Below are 25,100 nucleotides of genomic sequence, written 5' to 3'. Positions count from 1 at the left end.
ATTAAGAAGTTTTGCTCTTTAAAAATCTGGATCAAGCTGAAAATTGAAACGACACACTGTGTCTGTTCTCCGTAATAAGAACAGATAAATGGTGTGTTCGAGTCTCTCAAATTTTCGCAATCAGAAGTGAAACATCTTCGGGTTGTGAGGTTAAGCGACTAAGCGTACACGGTGGATGCCCTGGCAGTCAGAGGCGATGAAGGACGTGCTAATCTGCGATAAGCGTCGGTAAGGTGATATGAACCGTTATAACCGGCGATTTCCGAATGGGGAAACCCAGTGTGTTTCGACACACTATCGTTAACTGAATACATAGGTTAACGAAGCGAACCGGGGGAACTGAAACATCTAAGTACCCCGAGGAAAAGAAATCAACCGAGATTCCCCCAGTAGCGGCGAGCGAACGGGGAGCAGCCCAGAGTCTGAATCAGCTTGTGTGTTAGTGGAACGGTCTGGAAAGTCCGACGGTACAGGGTGATAGTCCCGTACACCAAAATGCACAGGTTGTGAACTCGATGAGTAGGGCGGGACACGTGGTATCCTGTCTGAATATGGGGGGACCATCCTCCAAGGCTAAATACTCCTGACTGACCGATAGTGAACCAGTACCGTGAGGGAAAGGCGAAAAGAACCCCGGCGAGGGGAGTGAAAAAGAACCTGAAACCGTGTACGTACAAGCAGTGGGAGCACCCTTTGGGGTGTGACTGCGTACCTTTTGTATAATGGGTCAGCGACTTATATTCTGTAGCAAGGTTAACCGTATAGGGGAGCCGAAGGGAAACCGAGTCTTAACTGGGCGTTAAGTTGCAGGGTATAGACCCGAAACCCGGTGATCTAGCCATGGGCAGGTTGAAGGTTGGGTAACACTAACTGGAGGACCGAACCGACTAATGTTGAAAAATTAGCGGATGACTTGTGGCTGGGGGTGAAAGGCCAATCAAACCGGGAGATAGCTGGTTCTCCCCGAAAGCTATTTAGGTAGCGCCTCGTGAACTCATCTTCGGGGGTAGAGCACTGTTTCGGCTAGGGGGTCATCCCGACTTACCAACCCGATGCAAACTGCGAATACCGAAGAATGTTATCACGGGAGACACACGGCGGGTGCTAACGTCCGTCGTGAAGAGGGAAACAACCCAGACCGCCAGCTAAGGTCCCAAAGTCACAGTTAAGTGGGAAACGATGTGGGAAGGCTCAGACAGCCAGGATGTTGGCTTAGAAGCAGCCATCATTTAAAGAAAGCGTAATAGCTCACTGGTCGAGTCGGCCTGCGCGGAAGATGTAACGGGGCTAAACTGTGCACCGAAGCTGCGGCAGCGACACTATGTGTTGTTGGGTAGGGGAGCGTTCTGTAAGCCTGCGAAGGTGTCTCGTGAGGGATGCTGGAGGTATCAGAAGTGCGAATGCTGACATAAGTAACGATAATGCGGGTGAAAAACCCGCACGCCGGAAGACCAAGGGTTCCTGTCCAACGTTAATCGGGGCAGGGTGAGTCGACCCCTAAGGCGAGGCCGAAAGGCGTAGTCGATGGGAAACAGGTTAATATTCCTGTACTTGGTGTTACTGCGAAGGGGGGACGGAGAAGGCTATGTTAGCCGGGCGACGGTTGTCCCGGTTTAAGCATGTAGGCGGAGCGTTTAGGTAAATCCGGACGCTTACTAACGCTGAGGTGTGATGACGAGGCACTACGGTGCTGAAGTAACAAATGCCCTGCTTCCAGGAAAAGCCTCTAAGCATCAGGTAACATCAAATCGTACCCCAAACCGACACAGGTGGTCAGGTAGAGAATACCAAGGCGCTTGAGAGAACTCGGGTGAAGGAACTAGGCAAAATGGTGCCGTAACTTCGGGAGAAGGCACGCTGATATGTAGGTGAAGTGGTTTACCCATGGAGCTGAAATCAGTCGAAGATACCAGCTGGCTGCAACTGTTTATTAAAAACACAGCACTGTGCAAACACGAAAGTGGACGTATACGGTGTGACGCCTGCCCGGTGCCGGAAGGTTAATTGATGGGGTTAGCTGTAAGGCGAAGCTCTTGATCGAAGCCCCGGTAAACGGCGGCCGTAACTATAACGGTCCTAAGGTAGCGAAATTCCTTGTCGGGTAAGTTCCGACCTGCACGAATGGCGTAATGATGGCCAGGCTGTCTCCACCCGAGACTCAGTGAAATTGAACTCGCTGTGAAGATGCAGTGTACCCGCGGCAAGACGGAAAGACCCCGTGAACCTTTACTATAGCTTGACACTGAACACTGGTCCTTGATGTGTAGGATAGGTGGGAGGCTTTGAAGCGTGGACGCCAGTCTGCGTGGAGCCAACCTTGAAATACCACCCTTTAATGGCTGGTGTTCTAACGTAGACCCGTAATCCGGGTTGCGGACAGTGTCTGGTGGGTAGTTTGACTGGGGCGGTCTCCTCCTAAAGAGTAACGGAGGAGCACGAAGGTTAGCTAATCCTGGTCGGACATCAGGAGGTTAGTGCAAAGGCATAAGCTAGCTTGACTGCGAGAGTGACGGCTCGAGCAGGTGCGAAAGCAGGTCTTAGTGATCCGGTGGTTCTGAATGGAAGGGCCATCGCTCAACGGATAAAAGGTACTCCGGGGATAACAGGCTGATACCGCCCAAGAGTTCATATCGACGGCGGTGTTTGGCACCTCGATGTCGGCTCATCACATCCTGGGGCTGAAGTAGGTCCCAAGGGTATGGCTGTTCGCCATTTAAAGTGGTACGCGAGCTGGGTTTAGAACGTCGTGAGACAGTTCGGTCCCTATCTGCCGTGGGCGCTGGAGAATTGAGGGGGGCTGCTCCTAGTACGAGAGGACCGGAGTGGACGCATCACTGGTGTTCGGGTTGTCATGCCAATGGCATTGCCCGGTAGCTAAATGCGGAAAAGATAAGTGCTGAAAGCATCTAAGCACGAAACTTGCCCCGAGATGAGTTCTCCCTGACCCTTTAAGGGTCCTGAAGGAACGTTGAAGACGACGACGTTGATAGGCTGGGTGTGTAAGCGTAGCGATACGTTGAGCTAACCAGTACTAATGAACCGTGAGGCTTAACCTTACAACGCCGAAGATGTTTTGGCGAAGAGACGATATTCAGCTTGATTACAGATTACATCGACAGGCTAATGCGTGTTGATAACAGAATTTGCCTGGCGGCTGTAGCGCGGTGGTCCCACCTGACCCCATGCCGAACTCAGAAGTGAAACGCCGTAGCGCCGATGGTAGTGTGGGGTCTCCCCATGCGAGAGTAGGGAACTGCCAGGCATCAATTAAGTGAAGAAGCCCATCCTGACGGATGGGCTTTTTTACGTCTGTGCGAAATGAAAATACGGTGAAATCTCAGGCGATTAATGCCCTCTGCAGGGCGGATAAGCGCAGCGTCATCAGGTTACCCCGGCGCAGATTGCCGGATGGCGGCGTGAACGCCTTATCCGGCCTACAATTCGTTTCTCAACCACGCCACAATAAACGACACAATTTCCTGTAAATTATTCAAATCCAGTACTGGCACATCCACATTTAGCCTAACATCACTGGCCACCGCAATCGTATGTTCATCGATCGCCAGCTCACTCACCAGGTGTCCGGCATCCTGACGAAACAGCATGATCTTGGCGACGGCCTCATGCTTAAAACCTTCTACCAGCACCAGATCCAGCCTTGATGCATCCATCCGGCTCACCAGCCACGCCAGATCCAACTCATTTTCCTCCGGCGTTTCGGTCATTAATGCCCAACGCTGCTGGCTGGCGACCAGCGTTTGCGCCGCTCCGGCTTTACGCAATTCATAGCTGTCCTTGCCTGGTTTATCGACATCCATATCATGATGGGTGTGCTTTATCAGCCCTGGACGAATGCCATGCTCGCAAAGTGCTGGGATCAACTTTTTCAACAGCGTCGTCTTTCCCGTCCCGCTCCAGGCGGCAATAGCGAGTAACGGAATCATGGCTTACCCTCATTGTGCTGCAAATCTTCAGGTGTATTCATATTGCAAAATGCGCTAATCATGTCGCTAAAATCTACCGAATGGCCGCCAACCTGACGCATAAATACCATGACTCGACGCTCACCTTTCGCGAGATAATCAGCAATCTGTGGCGCCAGGCTACGATGAGCGAGCGCCACTATCGGATGATCTCGCTCGCCATCGTGAACCCAAACCACGGCTGCCTGCTGGCGTTCCGCCGCTAACCGTGCGACGAGATTGTCGGGAATAAACGGGGTATCACACGGACAAAACAAAAACCATTCATCGTCTGTCTGCTGCATCACCGAAAGCATACCGGCCAGCGGCCCGGGAAAGTCAGATAACGTATCGGCCATGACCGGAAGCCCGCTAGCCCGATAGATCTCCAGATTGCGATTAGCGCTGATAACGATGCGATTAACCTGCGGATACAGGCGATCGGCCACGTGTCGCCACAGCGGCTTACCGTCGAGCATCATTAATCCTTTATCCTGCCCACCCATTCTGGAGGCTTTACCGCCTGCCAGCACCACGCCGGTTATCTGGCTCTCTGCATTCACCGCTATCGCCTCTTTTATTGTGGGGTTTACCCTGCTAACGTGTCTCTATCAAGCGTAAGGAGCACGACCATGAAATGTAAACGTCTGAACGAAGTTATTGAACTCCTCCAGCCAGCCTGGCAGAAAGAACCTGAGCTGAATTTAATGCAATTTTTGCAGAAACTGGCGAAGGAGTCAGGCTATGATGGCGAATTGGCCGATTTAACGGACGATATTCTGATCTACCATCTCAAAATGCGCGATTCCGCGAAAGACGCGGTCATTCCGGGCATTCAGAAAGATTATGAAGAGGACTTCAAAACTGCACTGCTGCGCGCGCGCGGCGTGATTAAAGAGTAAAAGGTTGTAAGCAGAGCCGCTCAATCCCTCGCGAAATGATATCCTGAATCATTCGTATCGTTATCGGATGTCAGGATGAACGACAAGGCTTTCACTTTCCAGACTCTCCACCCGGATACCATTATTGATGCCCTATTCGAGCAGGGTATCCGGGTTGATTCTGGCCTCACCCCACTAAACAGCTACGAGAACCGGGTTTACCAGTTTCAGGATGAGGACCGTCGCCGCATGGTGGTGAAGTTCTATCGTCCGGAGCGCTGGTCGGCTGCGCAGATTCTCGAAGAGCACCAGTTCGCGCTGGAGCTGGTCCAGGATGAAGTGCCGGTTGCGGCACCTATTCTCTTTAATGACCAGACGCTACTGACCCATGAAGGTTTTTACTTTGCCGTCTTTCCAAGCCTGGGAGGCCGCCAGTTTGAGTCCGATAGCCTGGATCAAATGGAGTGGGTGGGACGCTATCTGGGGCGGCTGCATCAAACCGGGCGCAAATCTCGCTTTACCGCGCGCCCGTCGATTGGCGTCAAAGAGTATCTGATTGAACCTCGTGAGGTATTTGAGCGCTCGGCGCTGATCCCTGCGGGGTTAAAAGCCCAATTCCTGAAGGCCACCGACGATCTTATTGATGCGGTTATGGGCTTGTGGCACGGACGCTTTGAGGCTCTGCGCCTGCATGGTGATTGCCATGCAGGGAACATCCTCTGGCGCGATGGCCCGCTATTTGTCGATCTCGACGATGCGCGTAATGGCCCCGCGGTTCAGGACCTATGGATGCTGCTTAACGGTTCCCTTGCCGAAAGACGTATGCAGCTGGAAACCATCGTAGAGGCATACGAAGAGTTCAGCAGCTTTAATTCAGACGAGTTGCCGCTGATCGAACCTTTACGTGCAATGCGGTTGGTTTATTATCTTGCCTGGATAATCAGGCGCTGGGATGATCCCGCCTTTCCGAAAAATTTCCCCTGGTTAACCGGGGAGGATTTCTGGCATCGGCAGATCGCAACTTTTGTGGAGCAGGTAAAGGTTCTTCAGGAACCACCGCTTCAGTTAACGCCCATGTATTAATTCGACACAGTCAGGAGAGAGTGAGTTATGAAAAAGGTTTGGCTTGCGCTGGCAGGTATGATTCTGGCATTCAGCGCATCCGCTGCTCAGATTACCGACGGCAAACAGTACGTTACGATCGATAAGCCGGTTGCAGGTGAGCCGCAGGTGCTGGAGTTCTTCTCCTTCTACTGTCCGCATTGCTACCAGTTTGAGGAAGTTCTGCACGTTTCTGACAACGTGAAGAAAAAACTGCCGGAAGGCACCAAAATGACCAAATACCACGTTGAGTTCCTGGGCCCATTGGGCAAAGATCTGACTCAGGCGTGGGCGGTGGCAATGGCGCTGGGCGTTGAAGATCAGATCACCGCGCCGATGTTTGAAGCCGTACAAAAAAACCAGACTGTGCAGACCGTTGCGGATATCCGCAAAGTCTTCACCGACGCGGGTGTGAAGGGTGAAGATTATGATGCCGCCTGGAACAGCTTCGTCGTGAAATCACTGGTTGCACAGCAGGAGAAAGCCGCGGCCGATCTGCAGCTGCAGGGCGTGCCGGCGATGTTTGTTAACGGTAAATATCAGCTGAACCCGCAAGGTATGGACACCAGCAATATGGATGTCTTCGTGGCTCAGTATGCTGAGACCGTGAAGCAGCTTGTTGAAAAGAAATAAAAATGAAAACGCCGGTCACTGACCGGCGTTTTTGTATTCTGCTTTTATTGCATCAATCTGTTTATCTTTCTCTTCCCACAGCGTATTCAGCCACAGCTGGAAACGACGCTTAAAGTTCTTATCGCCCACGTAGTCACCGTGCATCTCTGGGTCAATCGGGCGAAGATTTACACGCACCACAATTCGCGTTAGCTTGCCGCTAAGCATATCGTAGAACGGCGTCTTGTCGTTTTCTGGATAGCAAAGCGTCACATCCAGCAGCTTATCGAACTGAGAACCTAAAACGTTCAGCGCCATTGCAATACCTGCCGCTTTCGGCGGTAGCAGATTGTTATACGGTGACCGTGTTTGCAGACGCTTTTCCGGCGTGAAGCGTGAACCTTCAACAAAATTCACAATGGTCGTAGGGTGCGCGCGGAATTTCTCGCAGGAACGACGGGTGGTTTCCACATCTTTGCCGCGGCGTTCCGGATGACGAATCAGGTAACTGCGAGAGTAACGGCGCATAAACGGCATATCCAGCGCCCAGCAGGCCAGTCCCATAAAGGGAACCCAGGCCAGCTGCTGTTTGAGGAAATACTTGTTCATCGGGATATGCTTGCGGAAAATGACGCACAGCACCACGATATCGGCCCAGCTGTGGTGGTTGCAGATAAGCAGGTACCAGTTCTTTTTGCTGAGTGTCTCAAGCCCCTGAATGTCCCACTTGAGGTGCGGATTGAGATGTAACAACGCGGCCAGCCCTTCACACCAGCAATACATCATAAAATTGCAGAACACTGAGACTGAACGCCAGATGAACGGGATAGGCAAAATGAGCTTAATAAGTCCGGCGAGAATAATCGGCACGGAACATAAAATCGTCACTAAAATAGTGAGTACGATGCTTACAGGCAGCGTTATCGCAGCGAGAAATCTCGACATAGTGTTTTTATTCAGATAGTTAGTTATTTAACGCGCACATATAAACGAGCACAAGAGGCTGATTTTACCAGAAAACGCACCAAATGGCGGGTCTTACCAGATTAGAAAAATAGTCAATATGTCTATCCACATAGTGTGAATTATCACCAGATCGCTTTTTATTCCCATGATCTGATTTTAATTGATTGAAAAACATAGATTATTTTGAATTTAATCGAGAGTTACATATACTTTGTTATAAGTAAAATAAAACTATTCACAAAGTTATCCACAATTTATTTTGCGTGCGATCGTCAGGATCGTGAAATCTTTTCGCCTTATTTTGGGGAAAAATTCATGTTTTCATGCCGTCTGTGGCATCCTTTACCCATAATCTGATAAACAGGCACGGAAATTATGGTTCAGATCCCAGAAAACCCTCTTATCCTCGTTGATGGATCCTCTTATCTCTACCGGGCGTATCACGCATTCCCGCCGCTGACAAACCGCGCGGGTGAGCCGACCGGCGCCATGTACGGCGTGCTGAACATGCTGCGCAGCCTGATTCTGCAATATCAGCCTACCCATGCCGCAGTCGTATTTGATGCGAAGGGGAAAACCTTCCGTGACGAACTGTTTGAGGACTACAAATCGCACCGTCCGCCGATGCCAGACGATCTGCGTGCGCAGATTGAACCACTGCACACGATGGTGAAAGCGATGGGGTTGCCGCTGCTGGCCGTCTCCGGCGTGGAAGCAGATGACGTGATTGGCACCCTGGCGCGCGAAGCGGAAAAGGCGGGGCGTCCGGTGCTGATTAGTACCGGTGATAAAGATATGGCGCAGCTGGTAACGCCGGGCATCACGCTCATCAACACCATGACCAACACTATCCTTGGCCCGGATGAAGTGGTCACGAAATATGGCGTACCGCCAGAGCTGATTATCGATTTTCTGGCGCTGATGGGCGACTCTTCAGATAACATTCCGGGCGTACCTGGCGTGGGCGAGAAGACGGCGCAGGCATTGCTGCAGGGGCTTGGCGGCCTGGATGCGTTGTATGGCGAGCCGGAAAAAATCGCCGGGTTAACCTTCCGCGGCGCGAAAACGATGGCAGCAAAGCTGGAGCAGAATAAAGATCTGGCCTACCTCTCTTACAAATTGGCAACCATTAAAACGGACGTTGAGCTGGAGCTCGGCTGTGAACAACTGACCGTGGCGGAACCCGCAGCAGATGACCTGTTAACGCTGTTCAAGAAATACGAATTTAAACGCTGGATCGCTGATGTTGAATCCGGCACCTGGATGCAGGCTAAAGGGGCGAAACCGGCAGCGAAACCGGCGGGCAAAGCGATAGTGGCTGAAGTAGAGGTAGAGGTTGAAGAAACGGCCGCCACCCTCTCGTCAGAAAACTACGTCACCATTCTTGATGAAGCCACCCTGGTGAGCTGGATCGAGAAGCTGAAGAAGGCTCCGCTGTTTGCTTTCGATACGGAAACTGACAGTCTCGATAATATCTCCGCCAACATGGTTGGCCTGTCGTTCGCCATTGAACCGGGCGTCGCCGCTTATGTGCCGGTCGCCCACGACTATCTGGATGCACCCGATCAGATAGCCCGCGAACGCGTGCTTGAACTGCTTAAGCCGCTGCTGGAAGACGACGCGCTGCTGAAGGTAGGCCAAAACCTGAAGTACGATCGCGGAATTCTGGCCAACTACGGTATTGAACTGCGCGGGATCGCCTATGACACCATGCTGGAGTCTTACACGCTGGATAGCATTGCCGGGCGTCACGATATGGACAGCCTCTCCGACCGTTGGCTGAAGCACAAAACCATCACCTTTGAAGAAATTGCAGGCAAAGGTAAGAACCAGCTCACCTTCAACCAGATTGCGCTGGAAGAAGCCGGGCGCTATGCGGCAGAAGACGCAGACGTGACGCTACAGCTGCACCTGAAAATGTGGCCGAAGCTGCAAAAAAATGAAGGTCCACTGCGCATTTTCAACGAGATTGAAATGCCGTTGGTGCCAGTACTGTCGCGCGTTGAGCGTAATGGCGTGAAGATTGATCCTGCCGTACTGCACGCGCATTCGCAGGAGATCGCCAAGCGGCTGGTCGAGCTGGAGCAGAAAGCTTACGAAATTGCAGGTGAAGAGTTTAACCTCTCTTCACCAAAGCAACTGCAAACCATCCTGTTTGAAAAGCAGGGCATTAAGCCGCTGAAGAAAACGCCGGGCGGCGCGCCGTCCACTTCTGAAGAAGTACTGGAAGAGCTTGCGCTGGACTACCCGCTGCCGAAGGTGATTCTTGAGTATCGCGGTCTGGCGAAACTGAAGTCGACCTACACCGACAAGCTGCCGCTGATGATCAACCCGAAAACTGGCCGCGTTCACACCTCTTATCACCAGGCGGTTACCGCCACCGGCCGTCTGTCATCAACCGACCCGAACCTGCAAAACATCCCGGTACGTAACGACGAAGGACGTCGTATCCGTCAGGCGTTTATCGCGCCTGAAGATTATGTCATCGTCTCGGCTGACTATTCACAGATTGAGCTGCGCATTATGGCGCATCTGTCGCGCGACGAAGGCCTGCTGAAGGCGTTTGCCGAAGGGAAGGATATTCACCGCGCTACCGCGGCGGAGGTCTTCGGACTGCCGCTGGAGAGCGTTACCGGCGAGCAGCGCCGCAGCGCCAAGGCCATCAACTTTGGCCTGATTTACGGCATGAGCGCCTTTGGCCTTGCGCGTCAGCTGAACATTCCACGTAAAGAAGCGCAGAAGTATATGGATCTCTACTTCGAACGTTACCCTGGCGTACTGGAGTACATGGAGCGCACCCGCGCGCAGGCGAAAGATCAGGGCTATGTAGAGACGCTTGATGGCCGCCGTCTGTACCTGCCGGACATCAAAGCCAGCAACGCCGCGCGCCGCGCCGGTGCCGAACGTGCAGCGATTAACGCCCCGATGCAGGGCACTGCGGCCGATATCATTAAGCGGGCGATGATTGCCGTTGACGGCTGGTTAGAAACCGAGAAGCCGCGTGTGCGCATGATCATGCAGGTTCACGATGAACTGGTCTTTGAAGTGCACAAAGACGACGTGGATGCCGTGGCGAAGAAAGTACACGAACTGATGGAAAACAGCACCACGTTGGACGTGCCGTTGCTGGTGGAAGTGGGGAGTGGCGAAAATTGGGATCAAGCTCATTAAGTGCTCGATGAATAATGGTGTTTTATGTAAGTAAGCAACATAACTTATCTAATTTTGTGATGAACATTAGAATTCGTTATGTAACAAGTGAAAAAAAACTACAAAAAATGCTTTCTGTCAGCATTAAAAAAGAGTAGAGTTAATCTCGTAGGGTACAGAGGTAAGATGTTCTATCTTTCAGACCTTTTACTTCACGTAATCGGATTTGGCTGAATATTTTAGCCGCCCCAGTCAGTAATGACTGGGGCGTTTTTTATTGGGCGAAAGAAACGTTTTGCGCCAGCCAGCGAGCGTGAGAAGAGAGGGATGAGGGGAAGTACCCGGAACAGGGCGCCAGGCGCCGCTATCCGGGACGTAGATTGAATTACTCTGCGGCTGTTTCTGGATCTTCTTGTGGCGGAATATCGTTAAACCAGCTGTCCAGCTTCTGGCGCAGTTTATCCACGCCCTGCTTTTTCAGTGAAGAAAATGCTTCAACCTGCACGTCACCGTTAAAGGCAATCGCCGCTTCGCGCACCAGGTTCAGCTGCGCTTTACGCGCACCGCTAGCGAGCTTGTCAGCTTTGGTTAACAACACCAAAACCGGGATTTCGCTGGCGACAGCCCACTCGATCATCTGCTGGTCGAGGTCCTTCAGCGGATGGCGAATATCCATCAGTACCACTAATCCTTTCAGGCACAGACGTTTTTCCAGGTATTCACCCAGAGCACGCTGCCACTTGATTTTCATCTCTTCCGGTACCTGCGCGTAGCCGTAGCCCGGCAAGTCGACCAGACGTTTGCCGTCGGCCACTTCAAACAGGTTAATCAGCTGCGTACGACCCGGCGTTTTCGAAGTACGCGCCAGGCTTTTCTGGTTGGTCAACGTATTCAGGGCGCTGGACTTCCCCGCATTGGAGCGGCCGGCAAAAGCCACTTCGATTCCGGTATCGGAAGGTAAGTGGCGGATATCTGGCGCGCTGGTGACAAAGTGCGTCAGTTGATAGTTCCAGTTAGTCAAAACGGTCGTCTCCGTTAAATCAGGCAATGGGGGCGATTATACCCGATCGGTAGAAAAAGGCTGGATTTCCTCCAGCATCGTCAACTGTAAGCCGATGCCCTTCCGTTTGTAAGACATTTGCCATATCCGCTATGGGAAATTGAGGAAAGAATCTCGGCGAGATTATATGCAAATTATTTAAAATCATAATATTACACTCGGGCAATAATCTTATTTATCCATTTTTCGCCATTTCGTTGCTTGTTAGTTTAACGCAACGAGGTAAAGTAGCACCCATCGGCAAGGGCGCCAGAAGGATTTAGACTCAGGATGAGGGGTCAGGAACGCCAGGAGGCGAAGACCTACGGAATCTGTCAGGATGACCAACGTCTGGAGACGTTACGCAGGGAAAGGGAACAATAACAGGGACTGTTATAGAGCTAACGGATAGACAGGGCGCGTTGTAAGCAAACATGGAATGTAGAACCCGTTAAGGGTGTGAGTCAGGAAAAAAGGCGACAGATTACTCTGTCGCCTTTTTTCTTTGTTTGCTTTCTGCTAGATTCCGGCTCAATTCTATACTGAATAAAACGGCTTAAAAGATCTGACATCATGAAAAAACCAACCTCTGCACCGCGCAGCAAAGCGCCAGGCAAACAGCGTCGTAAAACGCGTGAAGAGCTGAACCAGGAAGCTCGTGACCGTAAACGCGACAAGAAGCACCGTGGCCATGCGCCGGGCAGCCGCGCCAGCGGCAGTGAGGGTGCATCCGGTTCTAACAAACAGAAGCAGCAAAAAGACCCCCGTATTGGCAGTAAAAAACCGATCGCACTGGGCGTGACTGAGGCGCCGGTCGTCAAGCAGCACAAACCGAAGAGCGAGAAACCTATGCTTTCACCGCAGGCTGAGCTGGACATGCTGGAGACTGATGAGCGCCTGGATGCGCTGCTGGAACGTCTGGAAGAGGGCGAAACCCTGACTGCTGAAGAGCAGGCCTGGGTTGACGCTAAACTGGATCGCATTGATGCACTGATGCAGCAACTCGGCCTCTCTTACGATGATGACGAAGAAGAAGAGGAAGAAGAAGAGGGCAAGGAAGACGTCATGCGTCTGCTGAGGGGCGGAAACTAACGTTTGCACCCGATAGGCCTGCCAGTCCTGCTTATAACCCTTTTGGTTGTATGTTATCTGGGGTGGTTATTCGTTAAACTACGACGGTTGTCGCGGCGTCAAAATTGGCTGCGCAACCGGCTGGCGCTGCGTAATGCGGCCAGGCCGGCAAGCCGTCGTCGTTTTCGACATCATCGCAAGGAGTGAGCATGTCTGTGCAGTTAATCGACTGGGATCTGGCCCTGATCCAGAAATATAACTATTCCGGGCCACGGTATACCTCATATCCTACGGCGCTGGAGTTCTCCGATGCCTTTGGCGAAGCGGAGTTTCTGAGCGCCGTTGCGCGCTATCCTGAGCGGCCCCTGTCGCTGTACGTTCATATCCCGTTTTGCCACAAACTCTGCTATTTCTGCGGTTGCAATAAGATCGTTACCCGCCAGCAGCACAAAGCTGACAAATACCTTGACGTGCTGGAGCAGGAAATACGCCAGCGCGCGCCGTTGTTTACCGGTCGCCATGTTAGCCAACTGCACTGGGGCGGCGGTACGCCAACCTATCTCAATAAGGCGCAAATCAGCCGTCTGATGACGCTGCTGCGCGAGAACTTTCACTTCGATGCTGATGCGGAGATCTCTATTGAAGTTGACCCGCGTGAAATTGAGCTGGATGTTATCGACCATCTGCGCGCCGAGGGTTTTAACCGCCTGAGCATGGGCGTTCAGGACTTCAATAAAGAGGTACAGCGCCTGGTTAACCGTGAGCAGGATGAAGACTTTATCTTCTCGCTGCTCAACCACGCCCGTGAGATTGGCTTTACGTCGACCAACATCGACCTGATCTACGGCCTGCCGAAGCAAACGCCGGAGAGCTTTGCTTTTACCCTCCAGCGTGTGGCTGAACTGAATCCGGATCGCCTGAGCGTATTTAACTACGCGCATCTTCCGACGCTCTTCGCTGCTCAGCGTAAAATCAAAGACGCCGACCTGCCGTCGGCGCAGCAGAAGCTGGATATCCTGCAGGAGACCATTCACTCGCTGACGCAAGCGGGCTATCAGTTTATCGGCATGGACCACTTTGCGCGTCCGGATAACGAGCTGGCCGTGGCCCAGCGTGAAGGTGTGCTGCACCGCAACTTCCAGGGATATACCACCCAGGGCGACACCGACTTGCTGGGCATGGGCGTCTCCGCCATCAGCATGATTGGCGATTGCTACGCGCAGAACCAGAAAGAGCTGAAGCTGTACTATCAGCAGGTCGCCGAGCAGGGCAACGCGCTGTGGCGCGGTATTGCCTTAACCCGTGATGATTGCATTCGTCGTGACGTGATTAAGGCGCTGATCTGTAATTTCAGCCTCGATTTCTCCGCGGTGGAAAAACAGTGGGACCTGAACTTCAGCGACTACTTTGCTGAGGACCTGGCGCTGTTGGCACCGCTGGCGAAAGATGGGCTGGTGGATGTGGATGAGAAGGGCATTCAGGTGACCGCCAAAGGCCGCCTGTTGATTCGCAACATCTGTATGTGCTTTGACGCCTACCTGCGCCAGAAAGCGCGTATGCAGCAGTTCTCGCGGGTGATTTAGCGATGATATTGCCCGGTGGCGCTACGCTTACCGGGCCTACAGTCGATTTGTAGGCCGGATAAGCGTAAGCGCCATCCGGCTTAGCTAAATAGCCCAATCAGCGCAGCGCAAAGCACCGCGGCCATCGCCGTTTGCGGTGAGTGGCTGGCCGCACCGCTCGACGCCAGATTAATTAATGATTCAAGCATGTTTCTTCCCCCCGGTATTCGCGGGCAGAATGATACTTAACTCATCGGAACAGTAAAGTACAAAATTGCAGCAACTTGCGCGAATCGAGCAATATTTACACTTCACACCGGCCTTACTCCATTCCTAACTCTTTCAGCTTGCGCGTCAGGGTATTACGACCCCAACCGAGCAGGCGTGCGGCTTCTTGTTTATGTCCTTGCGTATGGCGTAGCGCGGTCGTCAGTAGCGTACGCTCCATCTCTGGCTGGGCTTCGGACAGCAGATTTTGATGACCGGAACGCAGCGCGCGATCGGCCCACTGCGCCAGCAGCGTTGCCCAACTATCCGGTAGCGACGCGGCCGCGGTGCTATCCGGCTGGCTGGCTTCAAACAGCTCGCCCGGCAGATCCTGAATCAGTACCTCTTGCCCGGCGGCCATCACCGTCAGCCAGCGGCAGGTGTTTTCCAACTGACGCACGTTACCCGGCCAGGCCAGACGCGTTAAGGCGGCTTCGGTTTCCGGGTGCAGCAGCTTGGCTTCAACGCCCAGCTCGCGTGCTGCGACCTGCAGGAAATGATGCGCCAGGCGTGGAATATCCTCCCGACGTTCGCGCAGCGGCGGCAGGTGGACGCGAATCACGTTCAGGCGATGGAACAGATCCTCACGGAACTTACCTTCCTGTACGCGCTGTTCCAGATTCTGGTGGGTGGCCGCGATGATGCGTACGTCAACCTTTACCGGCGCATAACCGCCGACGCGGTAGAACTGACCGTCGGCCAGTACGCGCAGCAGACGAGTCTGGACGTCCATCGGCATATCGCCGATTTCATCGAGGAACAACGTGCCGCCATCGGCCTGCTCAAAGCGGCCCTGACGGACAGTATTGGCGCCGGTAAATGCCCCTTTCTCGTGACCAAACAGTTCGGACTCAATCAGGTCTTTGGGGATTGCCGCCATATTCAGCGCGATAAACGGCGCTTTGACGCGTGGGCTGTGACGGTGCAGGGCGTGAGCGACTAACTCTTTACCGGTACCGGACTCGCCGTTAATCAGCACGCTGATGGAAGAGCGGGAGAGACGGCCGATAATGCGGAACACGTCCTGCATGGCCGGCGCTTCGCCGATGATATCGGTGGTTGGCCCATCAACCTGCACATTGCGCGGCTGCTGCTGTTCCTGGTAGTGGCTGATAGCGCGTTCAACGAGCGCCACCGCTTCGTCAATATCAAACGGTTTTGGCAGGTAATCGAACGCCCCTTGCTGATAGGCGCTGACGGCGGCGTCCAAATCGGAATGTGCCGTCATTATGATGACCGGAAGCATTGGATGGCGTTGCTTGATTTGTGTTAACAGCGCCAGACCATCCATTCCGGGCATGCGAATATCGGACATCAGCACGTCAGGGGTTTTGGTGGCCAGCGCGTCCAGCACCTCTTTCCCGCCTTCAAACGTCGTGCAGGTCAGCCCTGCGCCGGTGAGGGCGCGTTCAAGCACCCAACGGATGGAGCTATCGTCATCAACGACCCAGACTATCCCTCGTTGCATAAACACACCTTATTTTTTAATTGGCAGGAAAACCGAAAACTCGGTATGGCCTGGCCAACTGGTAAATTCAATTTTGCCGGAGTGCTGATCGATCAGGCTGCGCGCGATCGACAGACCCAGCCCGGTGCCACCTTCGCGGCCGCTGACCATCGGATAAAACAGCGTATCCTGCAAATGTGATGGAATGCCGGGACCGTTATCTTCGACATCAATTCTGGCGGCCAGGCGGTAGCGAACGCCATGTAGCGTTAACTGAAAAGCGGTGCGGGTGCGCAGGACGATTTCGCCCCCTTCTGACCCGAGGGCCTGAAGCGCATTACGCACGATATTAAGAAGAACTTGCTCAATCTGGTCGGGATCGTGAGGCAGTTCCGGCAGACTTGGATCATAGTCGCGTATCAGAGTGACGTTTTCCGGCAGCTCCATCGAAACCAGCTTCACCACGCGCTCAGCCACTTTATGAATGCTCTCGGTAACGTGCGTACCGGGATGCTGCGGGCCAAGCAGGCGATCGACCAGATTACGCAGGCGGTCGGCCTGTTCAATGATGACGTTGGTATATTCGATGAGCGCGGGGTCGGGCAGCGCTTTGCTCAGCAGCTGTGCTGCGCCGCGCAGGCCACCCAGCGGGTTTTTGATCTCGTGGGCAAGGCCACGCACCAGATCGCGCGCGGCAATCTGCTGGGCGTGCTGTAGCTGCTCCTGGCTGAGGCGACGTTGATTGTCCATCGGTGCCATCTCCAGCAGGATAAAACCGTCAGGCAGCCGCTGCGCGGTGAGCGAAAGAATATGTGAGCGACCGTCGATAACCAGCGTCACTTCGTTATCGGTGAACCCCTGGCCGGTTTGCAGGCTTTCCTGCATTAAACCGACGTTGAGCGAGAAATAGCTCAGAAGCTCGGGAAGCGGCGTGCCGAAAAGTTTACGCGCGCTCTGCGCCAGCAACTGCTGCGCCGCAGGGTTCGCATAGTGAACGGCCAGGTCGTCATCGACCAGTAAGATGCTGTTGATTAACGAGTTAAGGATCTGCCCAGCATCGGGCAGCGCGCCTGTTGCCATTTAGCAGTCTCCTGAAAAGGCTTGCACTCTTTTAGTGCAGTATAGCTTTTTACGGATAAAAAGCGCGGGAAATCAGGTTGTTGGTGGAGAAAAAAGCCCATCCTGAGATGGGCTGAAAGTTTCCACGGCAACTCAATTCCCGAGTATCGCGTCAGCACCCATCGGCAGTGACGCGACATCATCGGGAAAGTACAACTCAAAACGTATTAGACGCTGTAGTACAGCTCGAACTCAACCGGGTGCGGAGTCATGCGAACGCGATCGTTTTCTTCAGTGCGCAGCGTGATGTAAGCGTCGATAGCTTCATCAGTGAATACGCCGCCCGCAGTCAGGAACTCACGGTCTGCATCGAGAGCCTGCAGCGCTTCTTCCAGAGAGCCAGCAACCTGTGGGATCTCTTTCGCTTCTTCCGGCGGCAGGTCGTACAGGTTTTTGTCCATCGCTTCGCCCGGGTGGATCTTGTTCTTGATACCGTCAAGGCCAGCCATCAGCAGCGCGGCGAAGCACAGGTACGGGTTAGCAGCCGGATCCGGGAAGCGCACTTCGATACGACGCGCTTTCGGAGAAGCCACTACCGGAATACGGATAGAAGCAGAACGGTTACGGGCAGAGTAAGCCAGCATTACCGGCGCTTCGTAACCCGGGACCAGACGCTTGTAAGAGTTGGTGGTCGGGTTCGCCAGGGCGTTGATCGCTTTAGCGTGTTTGATAACGCCGCCGATGTAGTACAGCGCCTGCTCAGACAGACCCGCATATTTGTCACCGGAGAACAGGTTTACGCCGTTCTTGGACAGGGACATGTGGCAGTGCATGCCGGAACCGTTATCGCCAAACATTGGTTTTGGCATAAAGGTCGCGGTTTTACCGAAGCGGTGAGCGACGTTGTGAACCACATATTTGTAGATCTGAATTTCGTCCGCTTTTTTGGTCATGGTGTTGAAGCGGGTCGCGATTTCGTTCTGGCCAGCGGTCGCCACTTCGTGGTGGTGCGCTTCAACGACCAGACCCATTTCTTCCATGATCAGACACATGGTAGAACGGATGTCCTGAGAAGAATCTACCGGAGGAACCGGGAAGTAACCGCCTTTCACGCCAGGACGGTGACCTTTGTTACCACCTTCGTATTTGGTGGAAGAGTTCCATGCGCCTTCGATATCATCGATAGCCACGTGGGAACCGGAGATAGATGCGCCGAAGCGGATGTCGTCAAACAGGAAGAATTCTGGCTCTGGCCCGAACAGAACGGTGTCTGCGATGCCGGTCGCGCGCAGGTACTCTTCAGCGCGTTTAGCGATGGAGCGCGGGTCACGGTCGTAGCCCTGCAGGGTGCCTGGTTCCAGGATGTCACAACGAATAATCAGGGTAGACTCTTCAAAGAACGGGTCGATGAGAGCGGTAGATGCGTCCGGCATCAGAACCATGTCAGATTCGTTAATGCCTTTCCAGCCGCCGATAGAGGAGCCGTCAAACATTTTGCCTTCTTCGAAGAATTCGGCATTAACCTGATGGGCAGGAATCGTGACGTGCTGTTCTTTACCTTTGGTATCGGTGAAGCGCAGATCGACAAACTTCACTTCATGTTCATTCAGCATCGTCAAAACGTGTTCAGCGGACATACTTTACATCTCCCGGATTTGTCATTGTCGTCGTCGTGGTAACGAGGTCTTCTATCACTGCTTAAAAATGGCGTTGTTGCCGTGAAAAATATAAAGCGAAATCTGTGCCAACTTTTAAATCACCCCCAAAAGGCGCTATCATGCGCACCATAGTGCAAAAGGGCTGCACCATGATAGCCGTTTTGCACCATTATAGTGCTTACACGCGAGCGTTGAGCACCATATTGGTGCAAATTGTGATTAGGTGCCCTTTTTATGCTCCGTGAAAGCGATCACAAAGAAACTCTGCGATACTTGTTTGCGGAGGATCTCTGTGATCCTGTTTTGTAGTGCGATTAATCCGTGTACAATAACGCGCTATTTCTAATGCCCGAGGCAAAGTTGTGATCGAAAATTTGCGTAACATCGCCATCATTGCTCACGTTGACCATGGTAAAACTACCCTGGTTGATAAGCTGCTGCAGCAATCCGGTACGTTCGACGAGCGTGCTGAAACTCAAGAGCGTGTGATGGACTCCAACGATTTGGAGAAAGAGCGTGGGATTACCATCCTCGCAAAAAACACCGCTATCAAATGGAATGACTACCGTATCAACATCGTTGATACCCCGGGGCACGCCGACTTCGGTGGTGAAGTTGAGCGCGTTATGTCCATGGTTGACTCCGTGCTGCTGGTAGTTGATGCCTTTGATGGCCCGATGCCGCAAACGCGCTTCGTGACCAAAAAAGCATTTGCTCACGGCCTGAAGCCAATTGTTGTCATCAACAAGGTTGACCGTCCGGGCGCGCGTCCTGATTGGGTTGTTGACCAGGTCTTCGACCTGTTCGTTAACCTCGACGCGACCGACGAGCAGCTGGACTTCCCGATCATCTACGCTTCGGCGCTGAACGGTATCGCGGGTCTGGATCACGAAGACATGGCTGAAGACATGACCCCGCTGTATCAGGCGATTGTTGACCATGTACCGGCACCGGACGTAGACCTTGATGGTCCGCTGCAGATGCAGATCTCCCAGCTGGACTACAATAACTACGTTGGCGTTATCGGTATCGGCCGCATCAAACGCGGTAAAGTGAAACCGAACCAGCAGATCACTATCATCGATAGCGAAGGCAAAACCCGTAACGGTAAAGTCGGTAAAGTGCTGACTCACCTGGGTCTGGAACGTATCGACAGCACCCTCGCGGAAGCTGGCGACATCATCGCCATCACCGGTCTGGGCGAGCTGAACATCTCCGACACCATCTGCGATCCGCAGAACGTCGAAGCGCTGCCGGCACTGTCCGTCGATGAACCGACCGTTTCTATGTTCTTCTGCGTTAACACCTCTCCGTTCTGTGGCAAAGAAGGTAAATTCGTTACCTCTCGTCAGATCCTTGACCGCCTGAACAAAGAGCTGGTGCACAACGTAGCGCTGCGCGTTGAAGAAACCGCTGACGCCGATGCGTTCCGCGTTTCTGGCCGTGGTGAACTGCACCTGTCCGTTCTGATTGAAAACATGCGTCGTGAAGGTTTCGAACTGGCGGTATCCCGTCCGAAAGTTATCTTCCGCGAAATCGATGGCCGCAAACAAGAGCCATACGAGAACGTAACGCTGGACGTCGAAGAGCAGCACCAGGGTTCTGTCATGCAGGCACTGGGCGAGCGTAAAGGCGACCTGAAAAACATGAATCCAGACGGTAAAGGCCGCGTACGTCTCGACTACGTGATCCCAAGCCGTGGTCTGATCGGTTTCCGTTCAGAATTCATGACCATGACCTCCGGTACCGGTCTGCTGTACTCCACCTTCAGCCACTATGACGATATCCGTCAGGGCGAAGTGGGCCAGCGCCAGAACGGCGTACTGATCTCCAACGGTCAGGGTAAAGCAGTTGCGTTCGCACTGTTCAGCCTGCAGGACCGCGGCAAGCTGTTCCTGGGCCACGGCGCAGAAGTTTACGAAGGCCAGATCATCGGTATTCACAGCCGTTCTAACGACCTGACCGTAAACTGCCTGACCGGTAAGAAACTGACCAACATGCGTGCATCCGGTACGGATGAAGCGGTTGTTCTGGTTCCGCCTATCCGCATGACTCTGGAGCAAGCTCTGGAGTTCATCGATGATGACGAACTGGTCGAAGTGACTCCGCAGTCTATTCGTATCCGTAAACGTCACCTGACGGAAAACGACCGTCGTCGCGCAATGCGCGGTGCGAAAGAAGAGTAATCTTCTTTTTTCCGTGACCAAAACCCTGCCTTATGGCGGGGTTTTTCTTTTTCTGATAGCGCGCTTTTGCTCATGGTCAAACCCCGCCTTTCCCGCTACAGTAAAAATTCCACGGCGTGAACGGAGGCAAAAATGCTCTATATCTTTGATTTAGGTAATGTGATTGTCGACATTGATTTCAACCGTGTTCTGGGAACGTGGAGCGACCTTGCTCGTGTGCCGCTGGCGCAGTTGAAGCAGCGCTTTACGATGGGAGAGGCATTTCACCAGCATGAACGCGGTGAAATATCGGATGAAGCTTTTGCGAAGGCGATGTGTCACGACCTGGAACTTCCGCTGAGCTACGAACAGTTTGCCCACGGCTGGCAGGCGGTATTCGTCGCGCTGCGTCCCGAAGTTATCGATATCATGCAGACGCTACGCGAGCAGGGGCACCGGGTGGTGGTGCTTTCGAACACCAACGCGCTGCACACCACTTTCTGGCCGGATGAATATCCGCAAATTTATGCTGCCGCTGACCATGTTTACCTCTCTCAGGAGATGGGCATGCGTAAACCAGAGGCCCGTATTTACCAGCGTGTACTTGAGCTGGAAGGTTTTTCTGCCGCCGATGCGGTCTTTTTTGACGATAACGCCGATAATATAGAGGGAGCCAATCAGTTGGGGATCGCCAGCGTACTGGTGACAGGGAGAGAAGCCCTGCCTGACTATTTTATGAAGTCGTTATGTTAAAAACCGTTCATCAAAAATGTATTCATCATACCCGGCCGCTGGTGGCGTGGAGTAAATTCCTCTGGCGGCGTATTGAAGAAGATAATATGACGACGCTGGCAGGCAATCTGGCCTATGTGTCGTTGCTTTCACTTGTGCCCCTGGTGGCGGTGATTTTCGCCCTGTTTGCGGCCTTTCCTATGTTCTCGGAAGTGAGTTTGCAAATTCGCCACTTCGTTTTTGCTAACTTCCTGCCCGCGACCGGCGACGTTATTCAGCGCTATATCGAGCAGTTTGTCGCCAACTCCAACAAGATGACCGCGTTTGGCGCCTGTGGTCTGATCATTACCGCGCTGCTGTTGATGTACTCAATCGATAGCGCGCTAAACACCATCTGGCGCAGCAAGCGTACGCGCCCCAGAATTTACTCATTCGCCGTTTACTGGATGATACTCACCCTCGGGCCGCTGCTGGCAGGGGTGAGCCTGGCAATTAGCTCATATCTGCTTTCCCTGCGCTGGGCCAGCGAGCTGCACGGCGTGATTGATAACCTGCTGCGGGTGTTCCCGCTGCTGCTCTCCTGGCTCTCTTTCTGGCTGCTCTACAGCATCGTTCCGACAACACAGGTGCCGAATCGCGATGCGATTGTCGGGGCGCTGGTCGCCGCGCTGCTGCACGAACTTGGCAAGAAAGCCTTCTCGCTCTATATCACCGCATTTCCCTCTTACCAGTTGATTTACGGCGTGCTGGCGGTGATCCCCATTTTGTTTGTCTGGGTCTACTGGACGTGGTGTATCGTCTTGCTTGGCGCAGAAATAACTGTCACTCTCGGTGAATACCGAAAACTGAAATCAGAACAACAAGAAGCAGAAGAACCATGATTGCATTAATTCAGCGCGTCACACGTGCCAGCGTAAGCGTGGCGGACGAGGTGACGGGGGAGATTGGCCCTGGACTACTGGTGCTACTGGGCGTAGAGAAAGACGACGACGAACAGAAAGCGAATCGCCTGTGCGAGCGCGTGCTCGGCTACCGAATTTTTAGCGATGCCGACGGCAAAATGAACCTGAACGTGCAGCAGGCAGGCGGGAGCGTGCTGGTGGTATCACAGTTTACGTTGGCGGCCGATACCGAGCGCGGAATGCGTCCGAGTTTCTCCAAAGGAGCCGCTCCGGATCGCGCAGAAGAACTCTATGAGTACTTTGTGCAGCGCTGTCGCCAGCAGGAGATCAACACGCAAACGGGACGATTCGCTGCGGATATGCAGGTGTCGCTGGTCAATGACGGGCCCGTGACATTCTGGTTACAGGTATGAACCCACTTCCCGGAAGAACGCGGGGGGCAAAAGAGAGCGCGATTATGTACCATCTCCGAGTACCGCAAACGGCAGAAGAGTTAGAGGAATACTACCAGTTTCGCTGGGAAATGCTGCGTAAGCCGCTGCATCAGCCGAAAGGCTCCGAGCGAGACGCCTGGGACGCGATGGCGCACCATCAGATGGTGGTGGATGAACAGGGAAAGCTGGTCGCTGTCGGGCGGCTGTACATCAACGCCGATAACGAAGCGTCGATTCGTTTTATGGCAGTCCATCCTGAAGTGCAGGACAAAGGTCTGGGGACACTGATCGCCATGACGCTGGAATCTGTCGCCCGACAGGAAGGCGTGAAGCGCGTAACCTGTAGCGCACGTGAAGATGCCGTGCCGTTTTTCGCCAAGCTGGGCTTCGTGAATCAGGGGGAAATTACCACCCCGCAAACCACGCCGGTGCGCCACTTTCTGATGATTAAACCGGTAGCCTCTCTGGACGATATTCTGCACCGTGGTGACTGGTGCGCACAGCTGCAGCAGGCCTGGTACGATCATATCCCGCTCAGCGAAAAAATGGGCGTGCGTATTCAGCAGTACACCGGGCAGAAATTTATCACCACCATGCCGGAAACCGGCAACCAGAATCCACACCACACGTTATTCGCGGGTAGCCTGTTCTCGCTGGCGACACTGACCGGCTGGGGCCTTATCTGGTTGATGTTGCGTGAGCGCCACCTTGGCGGCACGATTATCTTAGCCGATGCCCATATCCGCTACAGCAGGCCGATCACCGGCAGACCAACAGCGATCGCCGATCTGGGGTCGCTGAGCGGCGATCTGGACCGTCTGGCCCGTGGCCGCAAAGCGCGCGTTCAGCTACAGGTTGAGCTGTTCGGTGATGAAAAAGCGGGCGTGGTATTTGAAGGCACTTATATTGTGCTTCCGGCCAAGCCGTTCGGCGCCTTCGAAGAAGGCGGCAACGAAGAGGAGTAGCGCCCGCGATTCCTGATGCTATTTATTCACGAGTGGCCGCGGCCGCGCGCCAGGCCACGTCGTATATTGCGTCCCGCGCTGCCTTGCTTACGCCGCCCAGTTGGAAAAATCCGTGGATCACGCCGAGATAGCGCTGGCAAGTACATGCCACGCCCTGCTTGTTCAGGCGGTGATATAGCGCCTCGCCTTCATCACGCAGCGGGTCGAACTCTGCGGTGAGGATATGTACCGGCGGTAAACCGGCAAAATCATCACGCCATAGCGGACTGGCTTCCGGGTGGCGGACGTCGGTACCCTGGAGATACATTTCGAAGCCCGATAGCAGCGTATCGCGGGTGATGATGTAGTCTTGCCCGTTGCTGGTATAGCTAGGGAAACTGGCGGTAGCATCAAGCATCGGGTAGATCAGCAGCAGCTTTGCCGGAGACCATTGGGCGGCGGATTTCAGGCGTAGCGCGCTGACCAATGCCAAATGCCCGCCTGCGCTGTCGCCAGCAAGCGTGATACGTTCACGATCGATACCTAACTGCTCCGCGTATTGATGGACGATATTTGCCCCGCGTTCAGCGTCGTCATGAGCCGCAGGGAAGGTGTGCTCTGGCGCAAGACGATACTGAATGGCAATCACCCTACAGCCGCTTCTCCAGGCCAGTTGCCGTAGCTGGGGGTCGTGAGTCAGAAAACCGCCGCTAACAAAACAGCCGCCGTGATAGTAGAGGATACAGGGCAGCGAACCGGATGCGTTCAGCGGCGAAACGACGCGAAATGTCATGCCTTCCAGCACGATATCTTCCGAACTCACCCGAATTTCTTTCTCGCCTGCCAGCGTCGTGCTGGCAATGTAGCCCGCTCTCCGGTCATCAATATTCTGTTCTCGTGAAGAGGGGCGACCCGCGGCGATAAACCCGGCGACCAGTTCGGCAATTCCTTTTTCCAGTGGCATATAACGCTCCTTTTGCTGTATGTATGTACAGTTTATAACCTGGTTTAATGAGAAGGGAAATGGGTAAATAAAGTTGCAGCAGTATTCTGGATAGCTGCTCGCAAAAACGATTATTTCTACAAAATGAGCGTGCCACGTTTAACGAATCGCGTGTATTTTGTTCGCTTATTGAGCATGGATGATA

Annotated in this window: 20 protein-coding genes and 2 rRNA genes; 13 read left to right on the top strand and 9 right to left on the bottom strand. The window is 53.6% G+C overall.

Annotated elements, in window-relative coordinates; translation table 11 throughout:
- The first annotated feature begins 148 nt into the window (after positions 1-148).
- Positions 149-3,056 (top strand): 23S ribosomal RNA (locus ABTW00_RS23240).
- Between the two features lie 90 nt (positions 3,057-3,146).
- Positions 3,147-3,262, top strand: a 5S ribosomal RNA gene (gene rrf / locus ABTW00_RS23235).
- Between the two features lie 172 nt (positions 3,263-3,434).
- On the opposite strand, the gene mobB is transcribed toward rrf, so the two are convergent.
- Together mobB and mobA are read right to left on the bottom strand one after the other, a co-directional pair.
- Complete coding sequence (gene mobB / locus ABTW00_RS23230) at positions 3,435-3,944, bottom strand: molybdopterin-guanine dinucleotide biosynthesis protein MobB (RefSeq protein ID WP_433637910.1); 510 nt, start codon at positions 3,942-3,944, stop codon at positions 3,435-3,437.
- Positions 3,941-4,525: a molybdenum cofactor guanylyltransferase MobA gene (gene mobA, locus ABTW00_RS23225; protein WP_433637907.1), complete on the bottom strand. Its 585-nt coding sequence runs from the start codon at positions 4,523-4,525 to the stop codon at positions 3,941-3,943. Before mobA ends, mobB begins: the two co-directional genes overlap by 4 nt.
- Before the next feature lie 69 nt (positions 4,526-4,594).
- On the opposite strand from mobA, the gene ABTW00_RS23220 reads away from it, so the two are divergent.
- The 3 genes from ABTW00_RS23220 to dsbA all read left to right on the top strand — a co-directional run bounded on the left by ABTW00_RS23220 (position 4,595) and on the right by dsbA (position 6,577).
- Positions 4,595-4,864, top strand: a complete 270-nt coding sequence (locus ABTW00_RS23220) for a YihD family protein (RefSeq protein ID WP_052284157.1) — start codon at positions 4,595-4,597, stop codon at positions 4,862-4,864.
- 75 nt (positions 4,865-4,939) lie between these two features.
- Positions 4,940-5,926, top strand: coding sequence for a serine/threonine protein kinase (locus ABTW00_RS23215; protein ID WP_065357320.1), 987 nt, complete (start codon positions 4,940-4,942; stop codon positions 5,924-5,926).
- Positions 5,927-5,953: 27 nt separating this feature from the next.
- Positions 5,954-6,577: a thiol:disulfide interchange protein DsbA gene (gene dsbA, locus ABTW00_RS23210; RefSeq protein ID WP_433637903.1), complete on the top strand. Its 624-nt coding sequence runs from the start codon at positions 5,954-5,956 to the stop codon at positions 6,575-6,577.
- Positions 6,578-6,592: 15 nt separating this feature from the next.
- Here the strand turns inward: dsbA and ABTW00_RS23205 are convergent, their stop codons facing one another.
- Positions 6,593-7,501 (bottom strand): acyltransferase, encoded by a 909-nt coding sequence (locus tag ABTW00_RS23205; protein WP_433637900.1) that lies wholly within the window; start codon positions 7,499-7,501, stop codon positions 6,593-6,595.
- A gap of 396 nt (positions 7,502-7,897) precedes the next feature.
- Between ABTW00_RS23205 and polA the strand changes: the two genes are divergently transcribed.
- A complete protein-coding gene (gene polA, locus ABTW00_RS23200) occupies positions 7,898-10,693 on the top strand; it encodes a DNA polymerase I (RefSeq protein WP_433637897.1) in 2,796 nt (931 codons plus the stop codon).
- A 364-nt stretch (positions 10,694-11,057) separates the two neighbouring features.
- On the opposite strand, the gene yihA is transcribed toward polA, so the two are convergent.
- On the bottom strand, positions 11,058-11,693 hold the full coding sequence (gene yihA, locus ABTW00_RS23195; RefSeq protein WP_064540503.1) for a ribosome biogenesis GTP-binding protein YihA/YsxC: 636 nt from the start codon (positions 11,691-11,693) through the stop codon (positions 11,058-11,060).
- Positions 11,694-12,284: 591 nt separating this feature from the next.
- Here yihA and yihI point away from each other — a divergent pair.
- Together yihI and hemN are read left to right on the top strand one after the other, a co-directional pair.
- The gene (gene yihI / locus ABTW00_RS23190) at positions 12,285-12,803 is read left to right on the top strand and encodes a Der GTPase-activating protein YihI (RefSeq protein WP_065357318.1); all 519 of its coding nucleotides are present in this window, start codon (positions 12,285-12,287) and stop codon (positions 12,801-12,803) included.
- 188 nt (positions 12,804-12,991) lie between these two features.
- On the top strand, positions 12,992-14,365 hold the full coding sequence (gene hemN / locus ABTW00_RS23185) for an oxygen-independent coproporphyrinogen III oxidase (protein WP_433637893.1): 1,374 nt from the start codon (positions 12,992-12,994) through the stop codon (positions 14,363-14,365).
- 80 nt (positions 14,366-14,445) lie between these two features.
- On the opposite strand, the gene ABTW00_RS23180 is transcribed toward hemN, so the two are convergent.
- The 4 genes from ABTW00_RS23180 to glnA form a co-directional block, all read right to left on the bottom strand.
- Complete coding sequence (locus tag ABTW00_RS23180) at positions 14,446-14,553, bottom strand: YshB family small membrane protein (protein ID WP_100249970.1); 108 nt, start codon at positions 14,551-14,553, stop codon at positions 14,446-14,448.
- 113 nt (positions 14,554-14,666) lie between these two features.
- Positions 14,667-16,079 (bottom strand): nitrogen regulation protein NR(I), encoded by a 1,413-nt coding sequence (gene glnG, locus ABTW00_RS23175; RefSeq protein WP_064540495.1) that lies wholly within the window; start codon positions 16,077-16,079, stop codon positions 14,667-14,669.
- A gap of 9 nt (positions 16,080-16,088) precedes the next feature.
- The gene (gene glnL, locus ABTW00_RS23170; protein WP_065357316.1) at positions 16,089-17,138 is read right to left on the bottom strand and encodes a nitrogen regulation protein NR(II); all 1,050 of its coding nucleotides are present in this window, start codon (positions 17,136-17,138) and stop codon (positions 16,089-16,091) included.
- Positions 17,139-17,344: 206 nt separating this feature from the next.
- Positions 17,345-18,754, bottom strand: a complete 1,410-nt coding sequence (gene glnA, locus ABTW00_RS23165) for a glutamate--ammonia ligase (RefSeq protein ID WP_064540489.1) — start codon at positions 18,752-18,754, stop codon at positions 17,345-17,347.
- A gap of 383 nt (positions 18,755-19,137) precedes the next feature.
- On the opposite strand from glnA, the gene typA reads away from it, so the two are divergent.
- From typA to fabY, 5 genes are all read left to right on the top strand, one after another.
- Positions 19,138-20,961, top strand: a complete 1,824-nt coding sequence (gene typA, locus ABTW00_RS23160) for a ribosome-dependent GTPase TypA (RefSeq protein WP_064540486.1) — start codon at positions 19,138-19,140, stop codon at positions 20,959-20,961.
- Between the two features lie 132 nt (positions 20,962-21,093).
- A complete protein-coding gene (yihX, locus tag ABTW00_RS23155) occupies positions 21,094-21,693 on the top strand; it encodes a glucose-1-phosphatase (RefSeq protein WP_433637887.1) in 600 nt (199 codons plus the stop codon).
- Positions 21,687-22,553: a virulence factor BrkB family protein gene (locus ABTW00_RS23150; RefSeq protein WP_064540481.1), complete on the top strand. Its 867-nt coding sequence runs from the start codon at positions 21,687-21,689 to the stop codon at positions 22,551-22,553. The genes yihX and ABTW00_RS23150 overlap by 7 nt, the downstream gene beginning before the upstream one ends.
- Positions 22,550-22,987, top strand: coding sequence for a D-aminoacyl-tRNA deacylase (gene dtd / locus ABTW00_RS23145; protein ID WP_064540478.1), 438 nt, complete (start codon positions 22,550-22,552; stop codon positions 22,985-22,987). Before ABTW00_RS23150 ends, dtd begins: the two co-directional genes overlap by 4 nt.
- A 44-nt stretch (positions 22,988-23,031) precedes the next feature.
- Positions 23,032-23,973, top strand: coding sequence for a fatty acid biosynthesis protein FabY (gene fabY / locus ABTW00_RS23140; RefSeq protein WP_064540475.1), 942 nt, complete (start codon positions 23,032-23,034; stop codon positions 23,971-23,973).
- 22 nt (positions 23,974-23,995) lie between these two features.
- On the opposite strand, the gene ABTW00_RS23135 is transcribed toward fabY, so the two are convergent.
- A complete protein-coding gene (locus ABTW00_RS23135) occupies positions 23,996-24,916 on the bottom strand; it encodes an alpha/beta hydrolase (protein WP_433637881.1) in 921 nt (306 codons plus the stop codon).
- Positions 24,917-25,100: the final 184 nt, after the last annotated feature.

Origin of the sequence: Kluyvera georgiana (assembly GCF_050990895.1) — a bacterium.
GTDB lineage: Bacteria > Pseudomonadota > Gammaproteobacteria > Enterobacterales > Enterobacteriaceae > Kluyvera > Kluyvera georgiana.
The sequence above is the reverse complement of the archived record's forward strand: the minus strand, read 5'-3'. Positions and strand labels throughout refer to the sequence as shown.